The 20937-nt window shown below is 56.3% G+C and carries 18 protein-coding genes; 9 read left to right on the plus strand and 9 right to left on the minus strand.

Annotated elements, in window-relative coordinates; genetic code table 11:
* The first annotated feature begins 37 nt into the window (after nucleotides 1-37).
* A complete protein-coding gene (locus tag O1721_RS22145) occupies nucleotides 38-1078 on the plus strand; it encodes an NADP(H)-dependent aldo-keto reductase (protein ID WP_015571754.1) in 1041 nt (346 codons plus the stop codon).
* 93 nt (nucleotides 1079-1171) lie between these two features.
* On the opposite strand, the gene lplT is transcribed toward O1721_RS22145, so the two are convergent.
* Entirely contained in the window at nucleotides 1172-2365 is a 1194-nt protein-coding gene (lplT, locus tag O1721_RS22150) for a lysophospholipid transporter LplT (RefSeq protein ID WP_003862801.1), read from the minus strand.
* Nucleotides 2358-4517, minus strand: coding sequence for a bifunctional acyl-ACP--phospholipid O-acyltransferase/long-chain-fatty-acid--ACP ligase (aas, locus tag O1721_RS22155; RefSeq protein WP_032649371.1), 2160 nt, complete (start codon nucleotides 4515-4517; stop codon nucleotides 2358-2360). The genes lplT and aas overlap by 8 nt, the downstream gene beginning before the upstream one ends.
* Before the next feature lie 616 nt (nucleotides 4518-5133).
* Here aas and galR point away from each other — a divergent pair.
* Nucleotides 5134-6156 carry an HTH-type transcriptional regulator GalR gene (gene galR, locus O1721_RS22160; protein WP_003862806.1) on the plus strand — a complete coding sequence of 341 codons (1023 nt, stop codon included), beginning with the start codon at nucleotides 5134-5136 and terminating at the stop codon, nucleotides 6154-6156.
* On the opposite strand, the gene O1721_RS22165 is transcribed toward galR, so the two are convergent.
* The 4 genes from O1721_RS22165 to O1721_RS22180 form a co-directional block, all read right to left on the minus strand.
* Nucleotides 6111-6587, minus strand: coding sequence for a GNAT family N-acetyltransferase (locus tag O1721_RS22165; protein ID WP_032649373.1), 477 nt, complete (start codon nucleotides 6585-6587; stop codon nucleotides 6111-6113). The two genes, galR and O1721_RS22165, sit on opposite strands and share 46 nt — an antisense overlap.
* Complete coding sequence (locus O1721_RS22170; RefSeq protein ID WP_003862809.1) at nucleotides 6584-7357, minus strand: GntR family transcriptional regulator; 774 nt, start codon at nucleotides 7355-7357, stop codon at nucleotides 6584-6586. The genes O1721_RS22165 and O1721_RS22170 overlap by 4 nt, the downstream gene beginning before the upstream one ends.
* 78 nt (nucleotides 7358-7435) lie before the next feature.
* The gene (locus tag O1721_RS22175) at nucleotides 7436-8863 is read right to left on the minus strand and encodes a glycoside hydrolase family 1 protein (RefSeq protein ID WP_023304354.1); all 1428 of its coding nucleotides are present in this window, start codon (nucleotides 8861-8863) and stop codon (nucleotides 7436-7438) included.
* Between the two features lie 7 nt (nucleotides 8864-8870).
* Nucleotides 8871-10196: a PTS sugar transporter subunit IIC gene (locus O1721_RS22180; RefSeq protein ID WP_032649375.1), complete on the minus strand. Its 1326-nt coding sequence runs from the start codon at nucleotides 10194-10196 to the stop codon at nucleotides 8871-8873.
* Nucleotides 10197-10495: 299 nt separating this feature from the next.
* On the opposite strand from O1721_RS22180, the gene O1721_RS22185 reads away from it, so the two are divergent.
* Nucleotides 10496-11533: a LacI family DNA-binding transcriptional regulator gene (locus O1721_RS22185; RefSeq protein ID WP_003862814.1), complete on the plus strand. Its 1038-nt coding sequence runs from the start codon at nucleotides 10496-10498 to the stop codon at nucleotides 11531-11533.
* On the opposite strand, the gene lysA is transcribed toward O1721_RS22185, so the two are convergent.
* Nucleotides 11503-12765 carry a diaminopimelate decarboxylase gene (lysA, locus tag O1721_RS22190; protein ID WP_032649377.1) on the minus strand — a complete coding sequence of 421 codons (1263 nt, stop codon included), beginning with the start codon at nucleotides 12763-12765 and terminating at the stop codon, nucleotides 11503-11505. The two genes, O1721_RS22185 and lysA, sit on opposite strands and share 31 nt — an antisense overlap.
* A gap of 120 nt (nucleotides 12766-12885) precedes the next feature.
* Here lysA and O1721_RS22195 point away from each other — a divergent pair, with 120 nt between their 5' ends.
* The gene (locus O1721_RS22195) at nucleotides 12886-13812 is read left to right on the plus strand and encodes a LysR family transcriptional regulator (RefSeq protein WP_032649379.1); all 927 of its coding nucleotides are present in this window, start codon (nucleotides 12886-12888) and stop codon (nucleotides 13810-13812) included.
* On the opposite strand, the gene O1721_RS22200 is transcribed toward O1721_RS22195, so the two are convergent.
* Nucleotides 13807-14499, minus strand: a complete 693-nt coding sequence (locus O1721_RS22200; RefSeq protein ID WP_032649380.1) for an aspartate/glutamate racemase — start codon at nucleotides 14497-14499, stop codon at nucleotides 13807-13809. The genes O1721_RS22195 and O1721_RS22200 overlap by 6 nt on opposite strands.
* Nucleotides 14500-14634: 135 nt before the next feature.
* Between O1721_RS22200 and O1721_RS22205 the strand changes: the two genes are divergently transcribed.
* Complete coding sequence (locus O1721_RS22205) at nucleotides 14635-14958, plus strand: cupin domain-containing protein (protein ID WP_032649382.1); 324 nt, start codon at nucleotides 14635-14637, stop codon at nucleotides 14956-14958.
* A 33-nt stretch (nucleotides 14959-14991) separates the two neighbouring features.
* On the opposite strand, the gene wzz(fepE) is transcribed toward O1721_RS22205, so the two are convergent.
* Nucleotides 14992-16128, minus strand: a complete 1137-nt coding sequence (gene wzz(fepE) / locus O1721_RS22210) for an LPS O-antigen length regulator Wzz(fepE) (RefSeq protein ID WP_479953417.1) — start codon at nucleotides 16126-16128, stop codon at nucleotides 14992-14994.
* Nucleotides 16129-16672: 544 nt separating this feature from the next.
* On the opposite strand from wzz(fepE), the gene O1721_RS22215 reads away from it, so the two are divergent.
* From O1721_RS22215 to O1721_RS22230, 4 genes are read left to right on the plus strand one after another with little or no spacing between them, the layout of a single operon-like run.
* Nucleotides 16673-17563 carry a carbohydrate ABC transporter permease gene (locus O1721_RS22215; RefSeq protein ID WP_006811834.1) on the plus strand — a complete coding sequence of 297 codons (891 nt, stop codon included), beginning with the start codon at nucleotides 16673-16675 and terminating at the stop codon, nucleotides 17561-17563.
* Complete coding sequence (locus O1721_RS22220; protein ID WP_032649385.1) at nucleotides 17556-18458, plus strand: carbohydrate ABC transporter permease; 903 nt, start codon at nucleotides 17556-17558, stop codon at nucleotides 18456-18458. The genes O1721_RS22215 and O1721_RS22220 overlap by 8 nt, the downstream gene beginning before the upstream one ends.
* A gap of 12 nt (nucleotides 18459-18470) precedes the next feature.
* Nucleotides 18471-19598 (plus strand): ABC transporter ATP-binding protein, encoded by a 1128-nt coding sequence (locus O1721_RS22225; RefSeq protein WP_023295369.1) that lies wholly within the window; start codon nucleotides 18471-18473, stop codon nucleotides 19596-19598.
* Nucleotides 19599-19611: 13 nt separating this feature from the next.
* On the plus strand, nucleotides 19612-20898 hold the full coding sequence (locus O1721_RS22230; RefSeq protein WP_032668596.1) for an ABC transporter substrate-binding protein: 1287 nt from the start codon (nucleotides 19612-19614) through the stop codon (nucleotides 20896-20898).
* Nucleotides 20899-20937 lie beyond the last annotated feature (39 nt).

Below are 20937 nucleotides of genomic sequence, written 5' to 3' on the forward strand. Positions count from 1 at the left end.
CTGACGCAGTCTGTATGTCAAAAAAAGGAAACCGGCTATGCATTATCACCGTATCCCCCACAGCGCTCTGGAGATCAGCCAACTGGGGTTGGGCACCATGACATTTGGTGAACAAAACAGCGAAGCCGATGCCCATGCACAACTCGATTACGCCGTCAGCCAGGGCATTAACCTGATTGACGTGGCGGAGATGTACCCCGTTCCTCCCCGCCCGGAAACACAAGGTCTTACTGAAACGTATGTCGGCAACTGGCTGGCGAAACGCGGCAATCGCGAAAAGCTGGTCATCGCCTCCAAAGTCAGCGGCCCTTCCCGTAATAACGATGCCGGGATCCGCCCTAACCAGATCCTCGATCGCAAGAATATCCGTGCCGCGCTGGATGCCAGCCTCAAGCGCCTGCAAACCGACTATCTCGATCTTTATCAGGTGCACTGGCCGCAGCGTCCGACGAACTGCTTCGGTAAGCTTGGCTACACCTGGAACGAAAGTGCTCCGGCAGTTACCCTGCTGGAAACGCTGGAAGCGCTCACGGAGTGCCAGCGGGCGGGTAAGATCCGCTACATTGGCGTTTCCAACGAGACGGCGTTTGGCGTGATGCGCTATCTGCATTTGGCCGATAAACACGATCTGCCGCGCATAGTGACCATTCAGAACCCGTACAGCCTGCTGAACCGCAGTTATGAAGTGGGTCTGGCGGAGGTGACGCAGTACGAAGAGGTGGAGCTGCTCGCCTACTCTTGCCTGGGCTTCGGCACCCTGACGGGCAAATACCTGAACGGCGCGAAACCGGCTGGCGCGCGTAACACGCTTTTCAGCCGCTTCACCCGCTACAGCGGCGAGCAGACGCAAAAAGCCGTTGCGGCCTATGTGGATATCGCGAAACGTCACGGACTCGATCCGGCGCAGATGGCGCTGGCCTTCGTGCGTCGCCAGCCGTTTGTGGCGAGTACCCTGCTCGGCGCCACGACGATGGATCAGTTGAAAACCAATATTGAGAGTTTCCATCTGAACCTGAGTGAAGAGGTATTAGCGGAGATTGAAGCGGTGCATCAGGTTTATACCTACCCGGCACCGTAATAAAAGCAAAACGGCAACGTGCGTTGCCGTTTTTAGTGTTTTCACCCTCTCCCCGTGGGAGAGGGCCGGGGTGAGGGCATCAGGCCGCACAATTCAACGACGACGCTGCCAGACCCACAGCCCGCTAATCGCCAGCGCGAACAGCGCGCCGAATCCTACCCCGATTGCCACGACCGGCGCACCTGCTTTTACCGCCAGCGAGTAAATCCCCAGCATCAGTAACATCGCCATGTTTTCACCAAGGTTTTGCACCGCAATGGCGTTACCCGCCCCAACGGTCTGCTTGCCGCGCTCCTGCAACAGCGCGTTTAGCGGCACCACAAAGAAACCGCCTAACATGCCGATCAGCAACAGCAGGGCATAGGCAGGCAATAGGGCATGTTGCAGGGAGAAGAACAGAACGCCGACGCCAATCAGGATCCCCGCAGGCATGCAGCGCGCGACGGTTTCCAGCGTCACCAGTTTTGCCGCAGCCCCGGCCCCGACAACAATCCCGACGGCGACCATGGCATTCAGATAAGTCGGCGTGGCGTTGTCAGTAATGCCCAGCGCCACCGGCACCCACAGCACCAGCAGGAAACGCAGCGTAACGCCGGCCCCCCAGAACATGCTGGTGCCCATCAGCGAGAAGCGTGTTTCACCGTTACGCCACAGTACGCGGCAGGCGTTGAAGAAGCTGCCGGTCATGGGCCCGAAGCGCCAGGATTGCCCCGGACGCGCCACGGCCAGTTTGGGGATAAACAGGTTGGCGATCACCGCGCCACCGTACATCAGGGCGCAGATGCCAAGCGCGGCGAGCACATGCCAGTCTGCCAGTACGCCTCCCGCCACCGAGCCCAGCAGAATAGCCGCAATGGTGGAGGACTCCATCAGGCCGTTGGCCTTCACCAGCTTATCACCGGTGGTGAGCTCACCCAGAATACCGTACTTCGCCGGGGAGTAGGCTGCCGCACCAATGCCCACCAGCGTGTAGCCGACAAACGGGTTGATACCAAAGCAGATACTTGCCGCGCCCAGAAGCTTAAGGCTGTTGGCAAACATCATGACACGACCTTTCGGGAAGCTGTCCGCCACCTGGCCGACAAACGGCGCAAATACGATGTAAGCACCCACAAACACCATCTGTAGGATCGGCTGGCTCCAGTCGGGATAAAACTCAGCTTTCAGCAATGCCAGCGTGGCAAACAGCAACGCGTTATCGCCGAACGCGGAAAGAAACTGGGCGGCGATAACCGCCATCATGCCTTTCGACCAGATTGAAGTGTTAGTGTGCACTGACTCACGCATTTTGCTGTTCTGCCTCTTCAACCATGCCCTTCAGGGTCACGAAATCGGGTTTACCGCTGCCCAGCACCGGTAACTGTTTGAGGTAACGAATATCGCGGGGGACCGCCAGCTCGGGGATACCGTGTTCGCGTGCATACCTGAGCAGTGCGTCACGCTTCAGTTCACCGTCTGTCGTGAAGAGCACCAGCGCCTCGCCTTTACTGGCATCACTTTTCACCACGGTCGCATGCATTTTCTCCGCCGAGACGGCGGTCGCCAGCGTTTCGACCATTTCAAGAGAGACCATCTCCCCGGCGATTTTGGCGAAGCGTTTTGCTCGTCCCTGGATCTGCACGAAGCCCTGATCGTCGAAGCGCACGATATCGCCCGTGTCGTACCAGCCCGTTTCAACCTCGCCATTGACGTTCTCGGCCGTCGGCGCCTCAAGCACGCCCGGGTTTTCCATACGCAGATAGCCGTTCATGACGTTCGGCCCTTTCAGCTGAAGACGTCCGCCGTCTTCAATACCCGGCACCGCCAGCAGACGCGCATCCAGCCCCGGCAGAATGCGGCCAACCGTTCCCGGTTTTGCCGCCATCGGAACGTTGATGGAGACCACCGGCGCGCACTCCGTCACGCCATAGCCTTCCAGAATGCGCAGGCCAAACTTGTCCTGCCAGATCTGGCGCGTGCTGTCCTGGAGTTTTTCCGCGCCCGCCACCACGTAGCGTACGCGGAAGAAATCATACGGGTTGGCGAAGCGCGCGTAGTTACCGAGGAAGGTGGACGTCCCGAACAGCACCGTGCAGTTACGGTCATAAACCAGTTCCGGCACAATGCGGTAGTGCAGCGGGCTTGGGTAGAGGAACACCTCAGCACCGGTCAGCAGCGGCGTAAAGAGACCCACGGTCAGACCAAATGAGTGGAACAGCGGCAGCGCTGACATAAAGCGATCGTTGGCGGTAAAGTCAGCAATGGTTTTAATCTGTTCGACGTTCGCCAGAATGCTTTTGTGGCTGTGAACCACACCTTTCGGGTTGCCTTCAGAGCCGGAGGTAAAGAGGATAATGGCATCATCTTCCGGCTGCTGCTTAACCTGCGCCAGACGCGGCATCAGCAGGTGCGCGAAAATCCACAGCTTGTCGGCGGTCGTGACGTCTGCTTTCAGATCTTCCAGGAACACCCAGCGCACCTGCGTCAGCTGTTCCGGCAGGTGCCACAGCTTGCCTTTATCCAGGAACTGGCGGGAGGTAAAGATGGTGTTGATTTGTGCTGCGGTAATCGCGCTGGAGAGCCCTTTCACGCCCGCCGTGTAGTTCATCATCGCCGGAATGCGGCCCCGGGAGACGGCACCAAAGATTACCGCCGCGCTGATACCCGCGTTTGGCAGCATCAGGCCGATCTTTGCGCCCTGTTTACTGTACTTTTCCAGGATACGCCCGACAAACAGCGTTTTGGTCAACAGCTTACGGTAGGTATCCGGCGTAAAACTGATGTCTTCGATGCAGTTTTTCTTCGCACCGTAGCGATACTGGGCCGACAGCAACGATTCATACAGCGTTTCGCGCGGGCGAACGGCCATGCGCGCTTCCATCATAATCTGGTGCAGCATTTCCCCGGCGATTTTACGGCGGTCACGCGCGCGCGGCGCCTCGGGCATCGGCAGTGACGTCGGCGGTAATATATGCAGGGTAATTTTCGGGAACAGACGCTGCTTCACCAGCCCTTTCAGACGGCTGAAAAAGGTTAGCTCAGCCCCGTCGATGCGTAGCGGCACGACGGTGGCCTGAGACTTCGCCGCGACAAAACCAGCCCCGTCGTAAATTTTCATCAGGGAGCCCGTCACTGAAATACGCCCTTCCGGGAAGATAACCACCGGGCGCCCCTGCCCAACCAGACGCACCAGATGTTTAATCATCATCGGTTTGGTTGGGTCGAGCGGGACAAAATCAATCAGCGGTTTGAGCCAGCGCATGTACCATTTTTCACTGATGGAGCTGTAAACCGCGAAGACGGGCCGCACGGGCAAAAACAGCGCCAGCAATACGCCATCAAGAAAAGAGACGTGATTCGGTGTGATAAGCACTCGCTCGCCATAGAGTGCCTGCGTATCGCCAGTCACGCGGATGCGAAACAGGACACGAAACAGTGTGCGGAAGAACCCAAAAAGCATTTCAACTCCCTTTGCCAGCCAGTGTAAAAGGTATAAATGGTGGCAGATTACACGAGAAGTAGTGAGGGAGCGATAGCAAAAACAGAGGCGAAAAAAAACCTGCGCATCCGCGCAGGTTGGTGCAAGAGAAGAGTACGAAAACGTACCAGGAATTCTCACCAATCAATACCTCTGGGATCTTGATTGTGGCCTCCGGCGACAGGCTTCGCCAGCGGGAAAACGCAAGGGAATGAGCCGAAGTGCAACCAGGTGTGAATATTCTCTTTTGCTGTTACAGGTTGAACTTACAGGCAAAAAAAACCTGCGTAAAACGCAGGTTGGTGTAAATCGTGTTAATCAACCGAAGTTGATTCCACCTATCAATACCTCTGGGATCTCGACTCTAGCAATTCACAACGCATCGTTGCTAACGGACAATCGCAACAGCCTGAGGCAAAGTGTAACTAAAGGTTCAGATTGACATTATTCAGACATGACTGGCCGTGTAACGATTACACCGCGAGGGATGTTCTGCATCACGTTTGCAGAGGACGCTCACCCGCTCCCCTTGAATGCGCGCCGCTTTTCCGCAACACTAGTTAGTGTGTAAACGCTTACCCCAATAAGAAGGTATTGAATGGCGACAATTAAGGATGTGGCTCGTCTGGCCGGTGTTTCCGTCGCGACCGTCTCCCGCGTGATCAACAACTCCCCTAAAGCGAGTGATGCATCGCGCCAGGCCGTGCAGGACGCCATGGAAAACCTGAATTATCACCCTAACGCCAACGCGCGCGCCCTTGCCCAGCAGTCGACAGAAACCATCGGGCTGGTGGTCGGAGATGTATCCGATCCGTTTTTCGGTGCGATGGTCAAAGCCGTAGAACAAGTCTCTTATCACACCGGAAATTTCCTGCTGATTGGTAATGGCTACCACAATGAACAGAAAGAGCGCCAGGCCATTGAGCAGCTGATCCGTCATCGCTGTGCGGCGCTGGTGGTCCATGCAAAAATGATCCCCGACGCCGAGCTGATCCATCTGATGAAACAGATGCCGGGGATGGTGATTATCAACCGTATTATTCCCGGTTTTGAAACCCGCTGCGTGGCGCTCGACGACCGTTACGGCGCATGGCTCGCAACCCGTCATCTGATCCAGCAGGGCCATACCCGAATTGGTTATCTGTGCTCCAACCACCCAATTTCCGATGCGGAAGATCGCCTTCAGGGCTATTACGACGCGCTGCGCGAAGCCGGTCTGCCGTGCAACGATCGTCTTGTGGCGTACGGAGAACCGGATGAGAGTGGCGGCGAGCAGGCGATGACGGAGCTGCTGGGCCGCGGGCGGAATTTCACCGCCGTGGCCAGCTATAACGACTCCATGGCCGCCGGCGCAATGGGCGTGCTGAATGATAACGGGATTGACGTCCCGGCAGAAATTTCGCTGATTGGCTTTGATGATGTGCTGGTGTCGCGCTACGTGCGCCCTCGCCTGACCACCGTGCGCTACCCGATTGTGACCATGGCAACGCAGGCGGCAGAACTGGCGTTAGCGCTGGCCGAGCATCGCCCGCCACCGGAAATTACCCACCTGTTCAGCCCAACCTTAGTGCGCCGTCACTCGGTGGTATCGCCCGCGGAAGCCGTGAGCGAACAGCGATAGAGATGGACGGTTTTATCCGGGTATTCCAGCGCATCGCCGATGTAGTGCCAGCCGTAACGTTCGTAGAAGTCGCGGCAGGCAGACCAGAGATGAAGCTCGTGATACCCGGCGCGTCGCGCGTAGCCGATAACATGCTGCTGAAGTTTTCCCGCCAGCCCGTTTCCCCGGGCGGCTTCATCGACATACAGCGCAGCCAGCCAGGGGTGGAGATCCTGCCGGGAAATTAAATCGCAACGCCACAACCCAACGGTGCCCAGCAGGTGGTCATCCTCAACGGCAATAAAGGTGAGCGGTAACTCGCCCGGCGTCAGGCTGTGCTCAACAATGCTCTGGAAAAAGGCACGCGGCATACCTTCACCAAACGCGTTCCAGATCCAGTCGATCACCCGCTGTGTAAACTGCGGCGCAGCGTGAAGCGGCAGTATATTCACACCAGTTTCCCCTGGAAAAGGGGGACCGATTCAAAGAGATAGCCGTCAAAATCGGGCGCGTCTTCGTCTGACAGCTCAAGCAGGCTCTTTTTGACGTTTTCAAGATGCTGGAACATCGCCTGCCACGCCCCCATCACGTCGCGGCGGCGGAGCGCAGCGAGAATGGTTTGCCTGTCGCCGAGCCATTTCAGCCGCCATGCGCGGCTGGCGATGTGGCCGTTAAACTGCTGCCACAGCGGGCTGCTGTCCATGTGATGCCAGACGCTTTCAACGGTCGCCAGCAGCATCTGGTTTTGTGTGGCCCCCGCCAGCACCAGGTGGAACATTTTGTTGTTGTCCTGGCTGCGATCGTCGGCGGCAATAGCCCGTTGCTCCTGCTCGATGATGCGGCGCAGGTTGTCGATATCCGCCCGCGTCGCCATTTTTGCGGCAAAGGCGGCAATGTTGCTTTCAAGCAGCTGACGCGCCTGGAGAATTTCAAACGGACCCACGTCACTGTTCAGAAAACGTTCTTCCTCGTTTTCATGCTCCTCCGGAATGCGCATCACGTACACGCCAGACCCCTGGCGAATATCCACCGTCCCCTGTAGCTCAAGCATCAGCAGCGCCTCGCGCACGATAGTGCGGCTCACGCCATACGTCTCGGCGATGTTGCGCTCCGGCGGCAGACGCGATCCCACGGGATAATGCCCCTGGATAATCTGCGCCCGTAAATCCTCGCCAATCTCCTGGTACTGTTTTTTTTCCGGCAGGATGACAGCCTTATCCACGTTTTCACCTGTGTTTTTCAGTTAATGCGCGGGCCGGACGTCCTCCCGGCCAGTTTGTGCGCTATTTTACCAGAAGGCTTACTTCCATTCATCGTCAACCCTGAGCGTCATCACACGCTCATCGCGCAGCTGGCGAAACCAGGATGCCGATTTCTTTGCCCGCCGTGCGCGATGGTTTTCAAGGTCGATCTCAATAAGCCCGTAGCGGTTTTTAAACGCGTTCATCGGGGAGACGTTGTCGGTGAAGGCCCACAGCATATAGCCGTGGCAGTTAGCCCCCGCCTCCCGCGCCAGCAGCGTGTAATAAAGATGTTCGCTGATAAACGCGATGCGGTATGCGTCATCGATAATGCCGTCGCGATTGCGAAACTCCGCTTCGTTCTCCACGCCCATCCCGCTTTCCGCCACAAACCAGTCAATGTTGCGATACTCGTTTTTAATCCGCATCGCCATATCGTAAATAATGCGCGGGAAGATCTCCCAGCCGCGGGAGGTGTTCATCCTCCGCCCCGGCAGCTCGAACGGCTCGTAGTAGTACGCCGGGTGGAACGGCGTCTCCAGGTGCCAGGCGCGGGACGGGGCTTTGACGCGATGCGGGTAATAGAGGTTAATGCCCAGCTCGTCGACGGTGTTGTCGGCAATCAGCGCCAGCTCGTCAGCCGTGTATTCCCACTGCACCTGATGCTGCGCCAGCAGGGTAAAAAGCGCCTGCGGATAGCGCCCGTGCACCAGCGGGTCGAGAAAGACGCGGTTATAGAACAGATCGTACATCTCTGCCGCCCGCACGTCATGCGGCGCGCGCGAGCGCGGATAGGTCACTTCCGGGTTAAGAATACAGCCCACCGAGCCGTCATACCCTTTCTCGCGAAACAGCTTCACCACTTTCGCCGTCGCCAGCACCTTATGGTGGTTCCACTGCATCCAGGTGCTGGTGTTCTGCTCATAGGGCCAGCGCAGCGCGTCGAGGTAGACGCGCGTCTGGACCACAATCGGCTCGTTGAAGGTAAACCAGCGGGTGACTTTGCCGTGAAAGCGCTCAAACACCTTTTCCGCATAGCGAACGAACAGCTCGACGACGTGCTTCGACGCCCAGCCGCCGTAGGTCTCCAGCAGCACGCCCGGCAATTCGTAGTGTTCCAGGCAGATCATCGGCTCAATGCCCTGACGGTGCATTTCATCGAACAGCGCGTCGTAATAGGCGGCGTACTCTTCATCTACGGTGGCGTTTTCATAGTCGGTCAAAAAGCGCGACCAGTTGATCGAGGTGCGATAGTGCGTCAGTCCCGCCTGCTTCATCAGCGCCACGTCTTCGCGAAAGCGATTGATAAAGTCGGTTGCCACCGCCGGGCCGTAGCCGTTGTGCCAGACGTGACGATCGTTCTTGTACCAGAGATCGATCCACGAATCCTGCCCCGGCTTTTTGCCGCTCCAGCCCTCGGTCTGCCAGGCCGATGCCGCCGCGCCCAGCATAAAATCTGGCGGTATGGTTATCTGTTTTATGCTCATCCTGTCCTCATGCGTTATCGGTGGCTTGTTGCAGTGCGGCCTGATCTGCGCGGCGTGAGGCAATTTTCACAAACGGCAGATAGATAATCACCGCGGTCACGATGCAGATAAACTGGGTGATCACCGCCCCCATGGAGCCCGCGGTTGACAGCCAGGCGTTGATCAGCGGCGGCGTGGTCCAGGGCACCATCACCACGGCTTTCCCGGCAAATCCGGTCACGGTGGCAAAGTAGCCAATCGAGCCCGTCACCAGCGGCGTGATGATGAACGGGATAGCCAGGATCGGGTTGAGCATGACTGGCATCCCGAAGATCACCGGCTCGTTGATGTTAAAAATACCCGGGCCGATGGAGAGCTTGGCGATCTCCTTCATCTCTTTACGTTTGGTGGCAATCATGACGGCTATCAGCAGGCCGATGGTCAGACCTGAGCCGCCGATGCTCATATAGACGTCCCAGAACGGCATGGTGATGATGTTTGGCACCTCTTTGCCCTGCTCGAACGCGCTCATGTTAACGGTGATCGCCCCCAGCAGCAGCGGCTCGCGGATCGGCTTGATCATCTGGTTGCCGTGAATACCAATCACCCAGAACAGCTGGGCGACAAACATCAGCAGCAGGATCCCCGGCAGGCTTTGCACCACGCGCTCCAGCGGCTGTTGCACCACCTGGTAAACCGCGTCGTAGAGATACATTCCGGTAACCCGATGAAACACGAAGCCAAAAGTCGCAATGGCGGTGGTGGTGATAATGGCCGGGATCAGCGCAGAGAACGACGCGGCGACGTTCGGCGGCACCGTGTCTGGCATCCTGATTTTCAGCCCCTTGCGGTTTTCCAGCCAGCAGTAAATCTCCACTGACAGGATGGCGATAAACATGCCGAGAAACAGGCTGCGGGTATCCGAGAACTGGCGCAGCAGCACGTCTTTCACCACGTGCATCTCGCCGTCCACCAGCATTTCCACCGTGGTCGGCGTCACGCAGATAAAGCAGATCACCGCCAGCAGGCCGGGGAACAGGGACTTAATGCCGTTAATACGCCCCAGCTCAATGCCGATTAAAAACACCGCGCCGATGTTGAGAAAGTTGAGCGTGGCATAGTTCAGCGCACTGGTGATCGGCTTTAACGCCGCCAGAAACGACAGCGACTGAAAGCTCGCCAGGCCGTTTTTCGGATCCAGCACCATATTGGAGATCAGTACCGAGAACGCCCCCACAATGATGACCGGCATTAAGGTAATAAACGCAGACTTAATCGCCTGGATATAGCGATAGCTGTTGAAGGTGGTGGCAAAACTGCCCAGAGCGTCGATCAGTTTTTCCTGAAATGCCATAGGGTAATACCTCAGTAAAAGGGCTTTTATTGAATAAGATGGACAGCCGGATACTATTGGTATGCCAAAAATAGCGTCCACAGGCGCTTTGTTCTGTGATTAAGCTCTCAATGAGGTAAGAGGTATTCCAGATTGCGATTTATCACCATTTTGGCATGCCAATGACAGGCATTTAACCCGCGGGCGAGGATCGTTACCGAAAAGCGTGATCGTTATGGGGTTTTGCCCTTCCCACGTCGCTTATGCGCCGGATGGTCTGTGTTAAACTGCAAACCATTACGTGGAAACAGGAATTTCGAATGGCAACAATGCTGGATGTCTCACTGCGTGCGGGCGTGTCGAAGGCCACCGTTTCGCGCGTGCTGAACGGCACAGGTCAGGTTAAAGAGAGCACGCGTCAGCAGGTATTTCGCGCGATGGAGGAGCTGGGCTATCGTCCGAACTTTCTCGCGCGTTCGCTGGCTAACCAGACCAGCAACAGCATTGGTCTGGTCGTCTCGACGTTCGACGGTTTTTACTTTGGTCGTTTGCTACAGCAGGCGTCACGGCAGACCGAAAAGCACGGAAAACAGCTGATTGTTACCGACGGTCACGACGCCCCTGAGCAGGAAGAACAGGCGGTCCAGATGCTCGCCGATCGCAAGTGCGACGCCATCGTGCTGTATACGCGTTACATGAGCGAAAAGACGATCCTGAAGCTGATCAACAGCGTGCAGACGCCGCTGGTGATCATTAACCGTGAAGTGAGCCAGGCGGCGGATCGCTGCGTCTTCTTTGAACAGCAGGACGCAGCCTTCAAAGCGGTGGATTACCTGATAAGCCAGGGCCACCGGGAGATCGCCTGTATCACCGTCCCGATCCACACGCCAACGGGTAAAGCGCGACTGATGGGCTACCGTAAGGCGCTGGAGAAGCACGGTATTCGTCTCGACGAGCGGCGGATTAAATACGGCGATGCAGGCATGACGCGGGGTTACGAGCTGTGCAAGGAGCTGATTGCGGAAAAGACATCGTTCAGCGCCCTGTTTGCCTGTAACGATGATATGGCCCTGGGCGCCTCCAAAGCATTACACCAGGCCGGGCTGAAGATCCCGCAGGATATTTCGCTGTTTGGTTTTGACGATGCCCCCAGCGCAAAGTGGCTGGAGCCTGCCCTGTCGTCGGTGTATCTGCCGATCGACAACATGATCGTCACGGCGATCGACCAGGCGATCCGGCTGGCAAAAAACCAGCCGGTTGAAGCGATCCCGCCGTTCACCGGCACCCTGGTGTTACGCGATTCGGTGACGACGGGCCCCTGGTTTAATCAGACCAGCTCTAACGCCAGCAGCTCCTGAATGGTCTGGCGACGGCGAATCAGCCGCGCCACGCCGTTATCAAACAATACTTCCGGCAGCAGCGGGCGGCTATTGTAGTTGGAAGACATAGACGCCCCGTACGCACCGGTATCATGCAGCACCAGATAATCTCCCGGTTTTACTTCTGGCAGCGAACGGGTTTCGACTTTCCCGCCTTCCTGCTGAGTAAAGACGTCACCGGATTCACACAGCGGGCCGGCAACAACGGTCTCGATGCGCGGGGCGTTAACCAGATCGCGGCCATCGGCGGCAAGTGCGGTGATGTGATGATAGCTGCCGTACATGGACGGGCGCATCAGATCGTTGAAGCCAGCATCAATCAGCACAAAGTGACGGCTTCCCATCTCCTTCACGCTCCGCACCTGCGCCACCAGCACGCCGGCCTCGGCAACCAGGAAACGACCCGGCTCAATCTCCAGCTTCACCGCATGGCCCAGATGGGCGGCGATGCTGTCACGCGCGGCGCTCCACAGGCCGTAATAGTGATCCGTGTCGATCGCCTCTTCCCCTTCGCGGTAAGGAATCGAAAGCCCTCCCCCGGCGGAGATCGCCTCCAGATCCTGACCAAAATCGATAACCTGACGCACCATGGCGCCACAGACCTGCTCAAGATGGCCGTAATCCACGCCGGACCCGATATGCATGTGAATGCCCACCAGCTTGAGGTTGTAGCGTTGTAAAACCTCCAGCGCCGCAGGCATATCGGCATACCAGATCCCGTGCTTGCTGTTTTCGCCCCCGGTGTTGGTTTTCTGACTGTGACCGTGACCAAAGCCCGGGTTGATGCGCAGCCAGACGCGATGGCCAGGAGAGACCTGCCCAAGCTGTTCCAGCATATCCACCGAACCGGCATTGACCGGGATTTGCAGCTCGTGCACGCGCGCCAGCGTGGCGTCGTCAATCAGGTCAGCGGTGAAGACGATCGCGTCGCTGTCGGCTTTCGGATCAAACCCGGCCGCCAGCGCACGTTCGATCTCACCCAGCGATACGGAGTCAACCTTCACGCCCTCCTCACGCATCAGGCGCAGAATATGAATATTGGAGCAGGCCTTCTGCGCAAAACGCACCACGTCAAACTGATGCAGCGCGGCGATCTTCTCGCGGACAATCTGCGCATCGTAGACCCACACCGGGCAGCCGAATTCGGCAGGCAGGCGCAGCAGGTTATCGGCGTTTAAATCGGTCTCAGTCTGGTTGAGTGGGCGTGGCATGGTCGTCTCCGGAAATCTGTTTTTTATCATTACGCCATAGCCTGAAGAGAATAAAAAATATCGTTTTATCGTGAGTCTATGCAAAAATGATATGGACTACGCTCAGCCATCAGGTGCACTATGCCCGCCGTTAACCTACGCCATATCGAGATTTTTCATGCGGTAATGACCACCGGCAATCTCACTGAAGCCGCGCACATGCTGCACACCTCGCAGCCGACGGTCAGCCGTGAGCTGGCGCGTTTTGAGAAAGTGCTGGGGCTGAAGCTGTTTGAACGCGCCCGCGGCAGGCTGCATCCAACGGTGCAGGGTTTACGCCTGTTTGAGGAGGTTCAGCGCTCCTGGTACGGGCTGGACAGGATCGTGAGCGCGGCAGAGAGCCTGAGGGAGTTCCGCCAGGGCGAGCTGTCCATCGTCTGCCTGCCGGTCTTTTCCCAGTCATTCCTGCCGGTACTGTTACAGCCGTTTCTGGCCCGCTATCCGGAGGTCAGCCTGACCATCGTGCCGCAGGAGTCGCCGCTGCTGGAGGAGTGGCTTTCGGCCCAGCGCCACGATCTGGGTCTGACCGAAACCCTCGTCACGCCAGCGGGAACGGAACGCACGGAGCTGCTGTCGCTGGATGAGGTCTGCGTGCTACCTGCCAGCCACCCGCTTGCCCCCAAAGCGGAGCTGACGCCGGCGGATTTTCACGGTGAGAACTATATCAGCCTGTCGCAGACCGACAGCTACCGGCAGCTTCTGGATGGCCTGTTTGCCGAACATCAGGTGAAGCGGCGGATGGTGATGGAAACGCACAGTGCGGCGTCTATTTGCGCGATGGTGCGCGCGGGCGTGGGTATTTCGGTGGTGAACCCGCTCACGGCCATGGACTACGCCAGCAGCGGCGTGGTTCTGCGCCGTTTTAGCGTTTCCGTTCCCTTTACCGTGAGCCTGATCCGCCCGCTGCACCGGCCCGCCTCAGCGCTGGTTGATGCCTTTAGTGAACACCTGATTGCGCACGCGCGTCAGGTGGCGCTTCGCTTACCTGACCTGCAAAAACCACTATGACAGCATGAACTCCACCGCATCCGCGGCATGGATGGCGGCGGTATCGAAGACCGTTATCGGGCTTTGGTCTGCCGGCACCAGCAGGCCAATTTCGGTACAGCCGAAGATAACCCCTTCCGCCCCCTGCTGCGCCAGTTTCTCAATCACGCTGACGTACCATGCGCGCGACGTTTCGCTGAAGGTGCCCAGACACAGCTCATCAAAAATAATCTGGTTAATGCGCGCCCGGTCAGCCTCTTCAGGGATCAGGCTTTCAATCCCGAACTGGCTGTTCAGCCGCCCGCAGTAAAAATCCTGCTCCATGGTGTAGCGCGTCCCCAGCAGCGCCACGCGCGTCATGCCGGCGGCACGTATGGCACGCCCGGTGGCATCCGCGATATGTAAGAACGGCAGCGAACAGCGGTCTTCAATGTGCGACGCCACCTTATGCATGGTGTTGGTACACAGCAGAATACCCTGCGCGCCCGCACGCTCCAGCCCGAGCGCGGCGTCCGCCAGCATCTGCCCGGCTTTGTCCCACTCCCCGCTCGACTGGCAGGCTTCTATTTCATGGAAATCCACGCTGTGCAGCAGCAGGCTGGCCGAATGCAGACCGCCCAGACGCTGTTTGACACCTTCATTAATCAGGCGGTAGTACGGGATCGTTGATTCCCAGCTCATGCCCCCTAACAGACCGATCGTTTTCATCTTTCCTCCTGTGCGTTTCACCCAGTGAAGCAAACTTGTGATCGCCTTTCCAGTTATTTGGCTAAACGTTTCCTTTTCGCCGCGGGTGAGATAAATTAATTGAAACAATGTTTCATTACATAACAGGGCGAAAATATGTTTATTTTCCATAAAGAGACCACGCTTGAGGATCTGGGCAACGGCGTGACGCGTCGTATTCTGGCGCACGACGGCAGGATGATGGCGGTGGAAGTGAATTTCGAGCAAGGCGCGATTGGCCCGATGCATAACCATTCGCATGAGCAGCTCACCTACGTTCTCTCGGGGGAATTTGAGTTCACCATTGGCGAGGAGAAGCATGTGGTGATGGCGGGCGACACCCTCTATAAAGCGCCGCACGTGATGCACGGCTGCGTTTGCCTGAAACCCGGCACCCTGCTGGATACCTTTACGCCGGTTCGCGAAGATTTCCTGAAATAAAAAAAGGCGCTCAGTTGAGCGCCTTTTTTGAAGTTATTCCGTAACCGGCTCAGGAAGTTGTTCCGGCAGCGAGTTGCGGGTGCTCATTGCCTCGCGCAGCAGCACGCTGCCACAGGCGAACAGTCCACCCAGAATACACGCCAGCAGCACGATCAGGGCTTTGCCCGGGCCATCTTTTTTCACCGGCATAGAAGGTGAAAGCTGGTATTTGAACGGCTCCAGGCTCACATCTTCGAAGGAAAGTTTTTGCAGCTGTGCCAGATAGTATTCGCGGTTCTGGAAATCGGCGTTCAGCTCAGAAACATCCTTCAGATTTTTTTCAATCTGCAATTTCTGCGCAATCCCGTCCGCACCGAGGGCGACGGAATAATCCGGATCGTCTTTCACCGCCTGTCCATTGCTGTAGACCGGCTTTTTGATCCCCGCCGCGTTCGCCACTTCCAGCGAGTAGTTCAGGCGTTGCAGGTTGGTATTATGGATATTTGTCAGACGGACCCGATCCAGCTCCAGCTGCTGCTGAACCGTTTTGGTTCTCAGGATCAGCTGATCGCGAATGTTTTGCATGGTCTCCTGCTCGACGATGCGGGAGATGTACTGAATGTAACCATTCAACACTTTCTGCGCGTCCTCTGCCGTTGGGGCAGTGAAGCTTAACGTCCAGGAGAGGTACGGTGCTTTATCGGCATTTTTTTCCTGCGTGTTATCAACGGCTTTCATCTTTTCGGCAATATTGACCACCGCGCGGTGCAGCTCCAGCGGGTCAACCTGAGCGCCATCGAGCTGAGCCATCACGTAAGGTGAGCTCTTCATGTACTCTTCAAGCAGAGACTGGGACTGAAACTTTTTGATAAACAGATTAAACACATCCGCACGGGTAATTTTCACGTCGACATCAAGCACCTGGAGCGCCACCATCATCTGGCGCAGCGAACTCCACTGCGTCTGTTCCGCGGGCGTAATGACCGCTTTACTGGTCCATTTTTGCGGTATCAGAAAGGCGATTGCCAGGCCGACCAGTGCAAATGCAAAGACAATGGTGATGATGCGTTTTTTTGCTGCCAGCAGGACGTCCAGCAGACCCAGAAGATCTATTTCTTTAGCGCTGACCGCCGGGGGAGCATAGTGAGGAAAGTTGAGATCCGTATGTTTTTTGAAATCCATCGCTGACATAACTGTTCTTCTTTTAAGGATGCAGTGAAATTCTGCCTGACTGGTTCCGGTGTAACAAATCATACAAGAATGTAAGAATTATCTGAATGACGAATTGGTACATCTGTAGACCTGCTATCAGATCTGGTAGTTAGCCACGCTGCGTGACTATTCTTATTCCCGCTCCCTTTTTGCTTCGTTATCTCTTCCTCATGGCCGGCGGCAAAGCTTCGTGAAAAGTCAAAAATGCCACCTCCCTCACTATATTGAAACAGCGTTTCGACGCCGATCACATTTCCACCATTAAGCGAATGACGCAGAAATAAATCGCAATAATATAAAATAAAACGATGTTTTAGTATCCAAGAACGCCGGTTCAGCTCTTTTGAAACCAGAAGCGCTTACAGCACAAAGAAAGACAAAAAAGCGTTAAAAAACAAACGTAGATTTCGCCGTTGCCAGACGTTGCACCCTGAATTTCAGCTCTCATGCCGCGCATCGCAGGCCTGGGAAAATGTAACAAAGCAGATTTCGTATTAAACCATTGATTGCCAGGTAGGTATGTATGAATGAAAACAAGCTGCTGGGGCTCGCATGGATATCACCCTACATCATCGGGCTGATACTCTTTACGGCATTCCCCTTCGTCTCATCGTTTTTCCTCAGCTTTACGGATTACGATTTGATGAGTCCGCCGGTGTTTAATGGCATTGAAAACTATCGCTACATGTTTACCGAAGACACGCTCTTCTGGAAATCCATGGGCGTGACCTTTGCCTATGTATTTTTAACCATCCCGTTAAAGCTCGCCTTTGCATTAGGCATTGCCTTTGTCCTGAACTTTAAATTACGCGGCATCGGCTTTTTCCGAACGGCCTACTATATTCCGTCAATCCTCGGCAGTTCCGTCGCCATTGCCGTATTGTGGCGCGCCTTATTTGCCATTGATGGTCTGCTGAACAGCTTTATCGGTGTATTTGGCTTTGATCCGGTGAACTGGCTGGGCGAGCCGTCGCTGGCGCTGATGTCCGTTACCCTGCTACGTGTCTGGCAGTTCGGTTCCGCGATGGTCATCTTCCTGGCCGCGCTGCAAAACGTCCCGCAGTCCCAGTATGAAGCGGCGATGATCGATGGCGCATCGAAATGGCAGATGTTCATGAAGGTGACCGTGCCGCTGATTACGCCGGTGATCTTCTTCAACTTCATCATGCAGACCACGCAGGCGTTCCAGGAATTTACCGGGCCGTACGTGATTACCGGCGGCGGGCCAACCTATTCGACCTATCTGTTCTCGCTCTACATCTACGACACCGCGTTTAAGTATTTCGATATGGGCTATGGCGCGGCGCTGGCGTGGGTCCTGTTCCTGGTGGTGGCTGTCTTCGCCGGTATCGCCTTTAAGTCGTCGAAATACTGGGTGTTCTACTCCGCCGATAAAGGAGGCAAAAATGGCTGATATTCAACAACTCTCCACGGCAAGAAGCGTCGCCGAACGCGAAGTGGCCCGCACGCTGCGCAGAGAGAAAATCAACGCCACCGTTCGCTATGTGATCCTGCTGGCTGTCGGCCTGCTGATGCTTTACCCGCTGGTGTGGATGTTCTCCGCGTCGTTCAAACCGAACCACGAGATCTTCACCACCCTGAGCCTGTGGCCAGCCCACGCCACCTGGGATGGTTTCGTAAACGGCTGGAAAACCGGCACCGAGTACAACTTCGGCCATTACATGCTGAATACCTTTAAGTATGTGATCCCGAAAGTGATCCTGACCATTATCTCCTCCACCATCGTGGCGTACGGCTTTGCCCGCTTCGAGATCCCGTGGAAGAAGTTCTGGTTCGCTACGCTCATCACCACCATGCTGCTGCCCAGCACCGTGCTGCTGATCCCGCAGTACCTGATGTTCCGTGAAATGGGAATGCTCAACAGCTATATGCCGCTGTACCTGCCGCTGGCCTTCGCCACTCAGGGGTTCTTCGTCTTCATGCTGATCCAGTTCCTGCGCGGCGTCCCGCGTGACATGGAAGAGGCGGCGCAGATAGACGGCTGTAACTCCATTCAGGTGCTGTGGTACGTGGTGGTGCCGATCCTGAAACCGGCCATTATCTCCGTCGCCCTGTTCCAGTTCATGTGGTCCATGAACGACTTTATCGGGCCGCTGATTTACGTCTACAGCGTGGATAAATACCCCATCGCACTGGCGCTGAAAATGTCCATCGACGTCACCGAAGGCGCGCCGTGGAACGAAATTCTGGCAATGGCGAGCATCTCCATTCTGCCATCCATCATTGTCTTCTTCCTGGCACAGCGCTACTTCGTACAGGGCGTCACCAGCAGCGGAATTAAAGGTTAAGAGGGAAATACCATGGCTGAAGTTATTTTCAACAAGCTGGAAAAGGTCTACTCCAACGGCTTTAAAGCGGTACACGCTATCGATCTTAAAATTGCTGAAGGGGAATTCATGGTGATCGTCGGCCCATCCGGCTGCGCCAAATCCACGACCCTGCGCATGCTGGCGGGGCTGGAAACCATCAGCGGCGGCGAGGTGCGCATCGGCGACAAGATCGTGAACAACCTCGCGCCGAAAGAGCGCGGTATTGCAATGGTGTTCCAGAACTACGCCCTCTATCCGCACATGACGGTGCGCGAGAATCTGGCCTTTGGTCTCAAGCTGAGCAAACTGCCGAAAGATCAGATTGAGTCTCAGGTGAATGAAGCCGCCAAAATTCTTGAGCTGGAAGAGCTGCTCGACCGCCTGCCGCGCCAGCTTTCCGGCGGCCAGGCGCAGCGCGTGGCGGTAGGCCGTGCGATTGTGAAAAAACCGGATGTGTTCCTGTTCGATGAGCCGCTTTCAAACCTCGACGCCAAACTGCGCGCTTCGATGCGTATCCGTATTTCTGACCTGCACAAGCAGCTGAAGAAGTCAGGAAAACCGGCGACCACCGTTTACGTGACCCACGACCAGACCGAAGCGATGACCATGGGCGACCGCATCTGCGTGATGAAGCTCGGCCATATCATGCAGGTGGACACGCCGGACAACCTCTACCACAAGCCGAAGAACATGTTCGTGGCGGGCTTTATCGGCGCGCCGGAGATGAATATACGCAAAAGCGTGCTGGTCGAAAAAGCGGGCCAGCTGCACATCGCCATTGGCGATGAAACCATGCCGCTGAACGCGGAGAAGCAGGAGAAAGTCGCGGCTTACGCGGGTCAGGAGATCTTCTACGGCGTGCGCCCGGAATTTGTGTCGCTCTCTGATGAGCCCTTCCCGAATGGCGGCTGTAGCGGGGAGATGGTGCGCGTGGAGAACATGGGCCACGAATTCTTTGTGTACCTGAAGGTCGCGGACTACGAACTGACCGCCCGAATCCCGTCCGATGAAGCTAAGCCAATGATTGATAAAGGGCTTCATCGTAAGGTGTATTTCACGTTTGAGATGAACAAGTGTCATATTTTTGACGCAAAAACTGAACAGAACCTCTCTCTCTGATGGAGTGATAAAAATGAAAAAAGTGCTTTTAAGCGCAGCAATCTCCGCGACCCTGGGCCTTACCGCTTTGCCATCGATGGCGCAGAATGTGGATTTACGGATGTCCTGGTGGGGCGGCAATGGCCGTCACCAGGTCACTCTGAAAGCGCTGGAAGAGTTCCATAAGCAGAACCCGGACATCAACGTAAAAGCGGAATACACCGGCTGGGACGGTCACCTCTCCCGTCTGACCACCCAGATTGCGGGCGGCACCGAGCCGGACGTGATGCAGACGAACTGGAACTGGCTGCCGATCTTCTCCAAAACCGGTGATGGCTTCTACGATCTGAACAAGATGAAGGACGTGATCGACCTGTCGCAGTTCGATCCCAAAGAGCTACAAACCACCACCGTGAACGGCAAGCTGAACGGCATTCCGATCTCGGTGACGGCGCGCGTGTTCTACTTCAATGACGAAACCTGGAAAAAAGCGGGTATTGCGTACCCGAAAACCTGGGACGAGCTGATGGCGGCCGGTAAAACCTTCGAGAGCAAGCTCGGCAAGCAATACTACCCGGTGATCCTGGAGCACCAGGATACGCTGGCGCTGCTGAATTCGTACATGATCCAGAAGTACAACATTCCTGCGGTGGATGAGAAAACCAAAAAGTTCAGCTACACAAAGGAACAGTGGGTGGAGTTTTTCCAGACCTACAAAAAGCTGATCGACAGCCACGTCATGCCGGACACCAAATACTATGCCTCGTTCGGTAAGAGCAACATGTATGAGATGAAGCCGTGGATCCAGGGTGAATGGGGCGGCACCTACATGTGGAACTCCACCATCAACAAATATTCCGACAACCTGAAGCCACCGGCGAAACTGGAGCTCGGCAGCTACCCAATGCTGCCGGGCGCCACCGACGCGGGTCTGTTCTTCAAACCGGCGCAGATGCTGTCGATTGGTAAGACAACCAAAAACCCGGAAGCGGCAGCGAAGCTGATTAACTTCCTGCTCAACAGCAAAGAAGGGGTTGATACGCTGGGTCTTGAGCGCGGCGTGCCGTTGAGCAAAGTGGCGGTGCAGTATCTGACCGAAGACGGCACCATTAAAGAGGACGATCCATCCGTGGCGGGCCTGCGCCTGGCGCAGTCGCTGCCGGCGAAACTCACCGTCTCGCCATACTTTGACGACCCACAGATTGTGGCGCAGTTCGGTACCTCTTTGCAGTATATCGACTACGGGCAGAAAACCGTGGAAGAGACGGCCGCTGACTTCCAGCGTCAGGCGGAGCGTATTTTGAGACGTGCGATGCGGTAAACACAAAGCCGGGTGGCGGCTACGCCTTACCCGGCCTAC

The sequence above is a fragment of the Enterobacter cloacae complex sp. HYC033_NIDB genome (assembly GCF_056673335.1).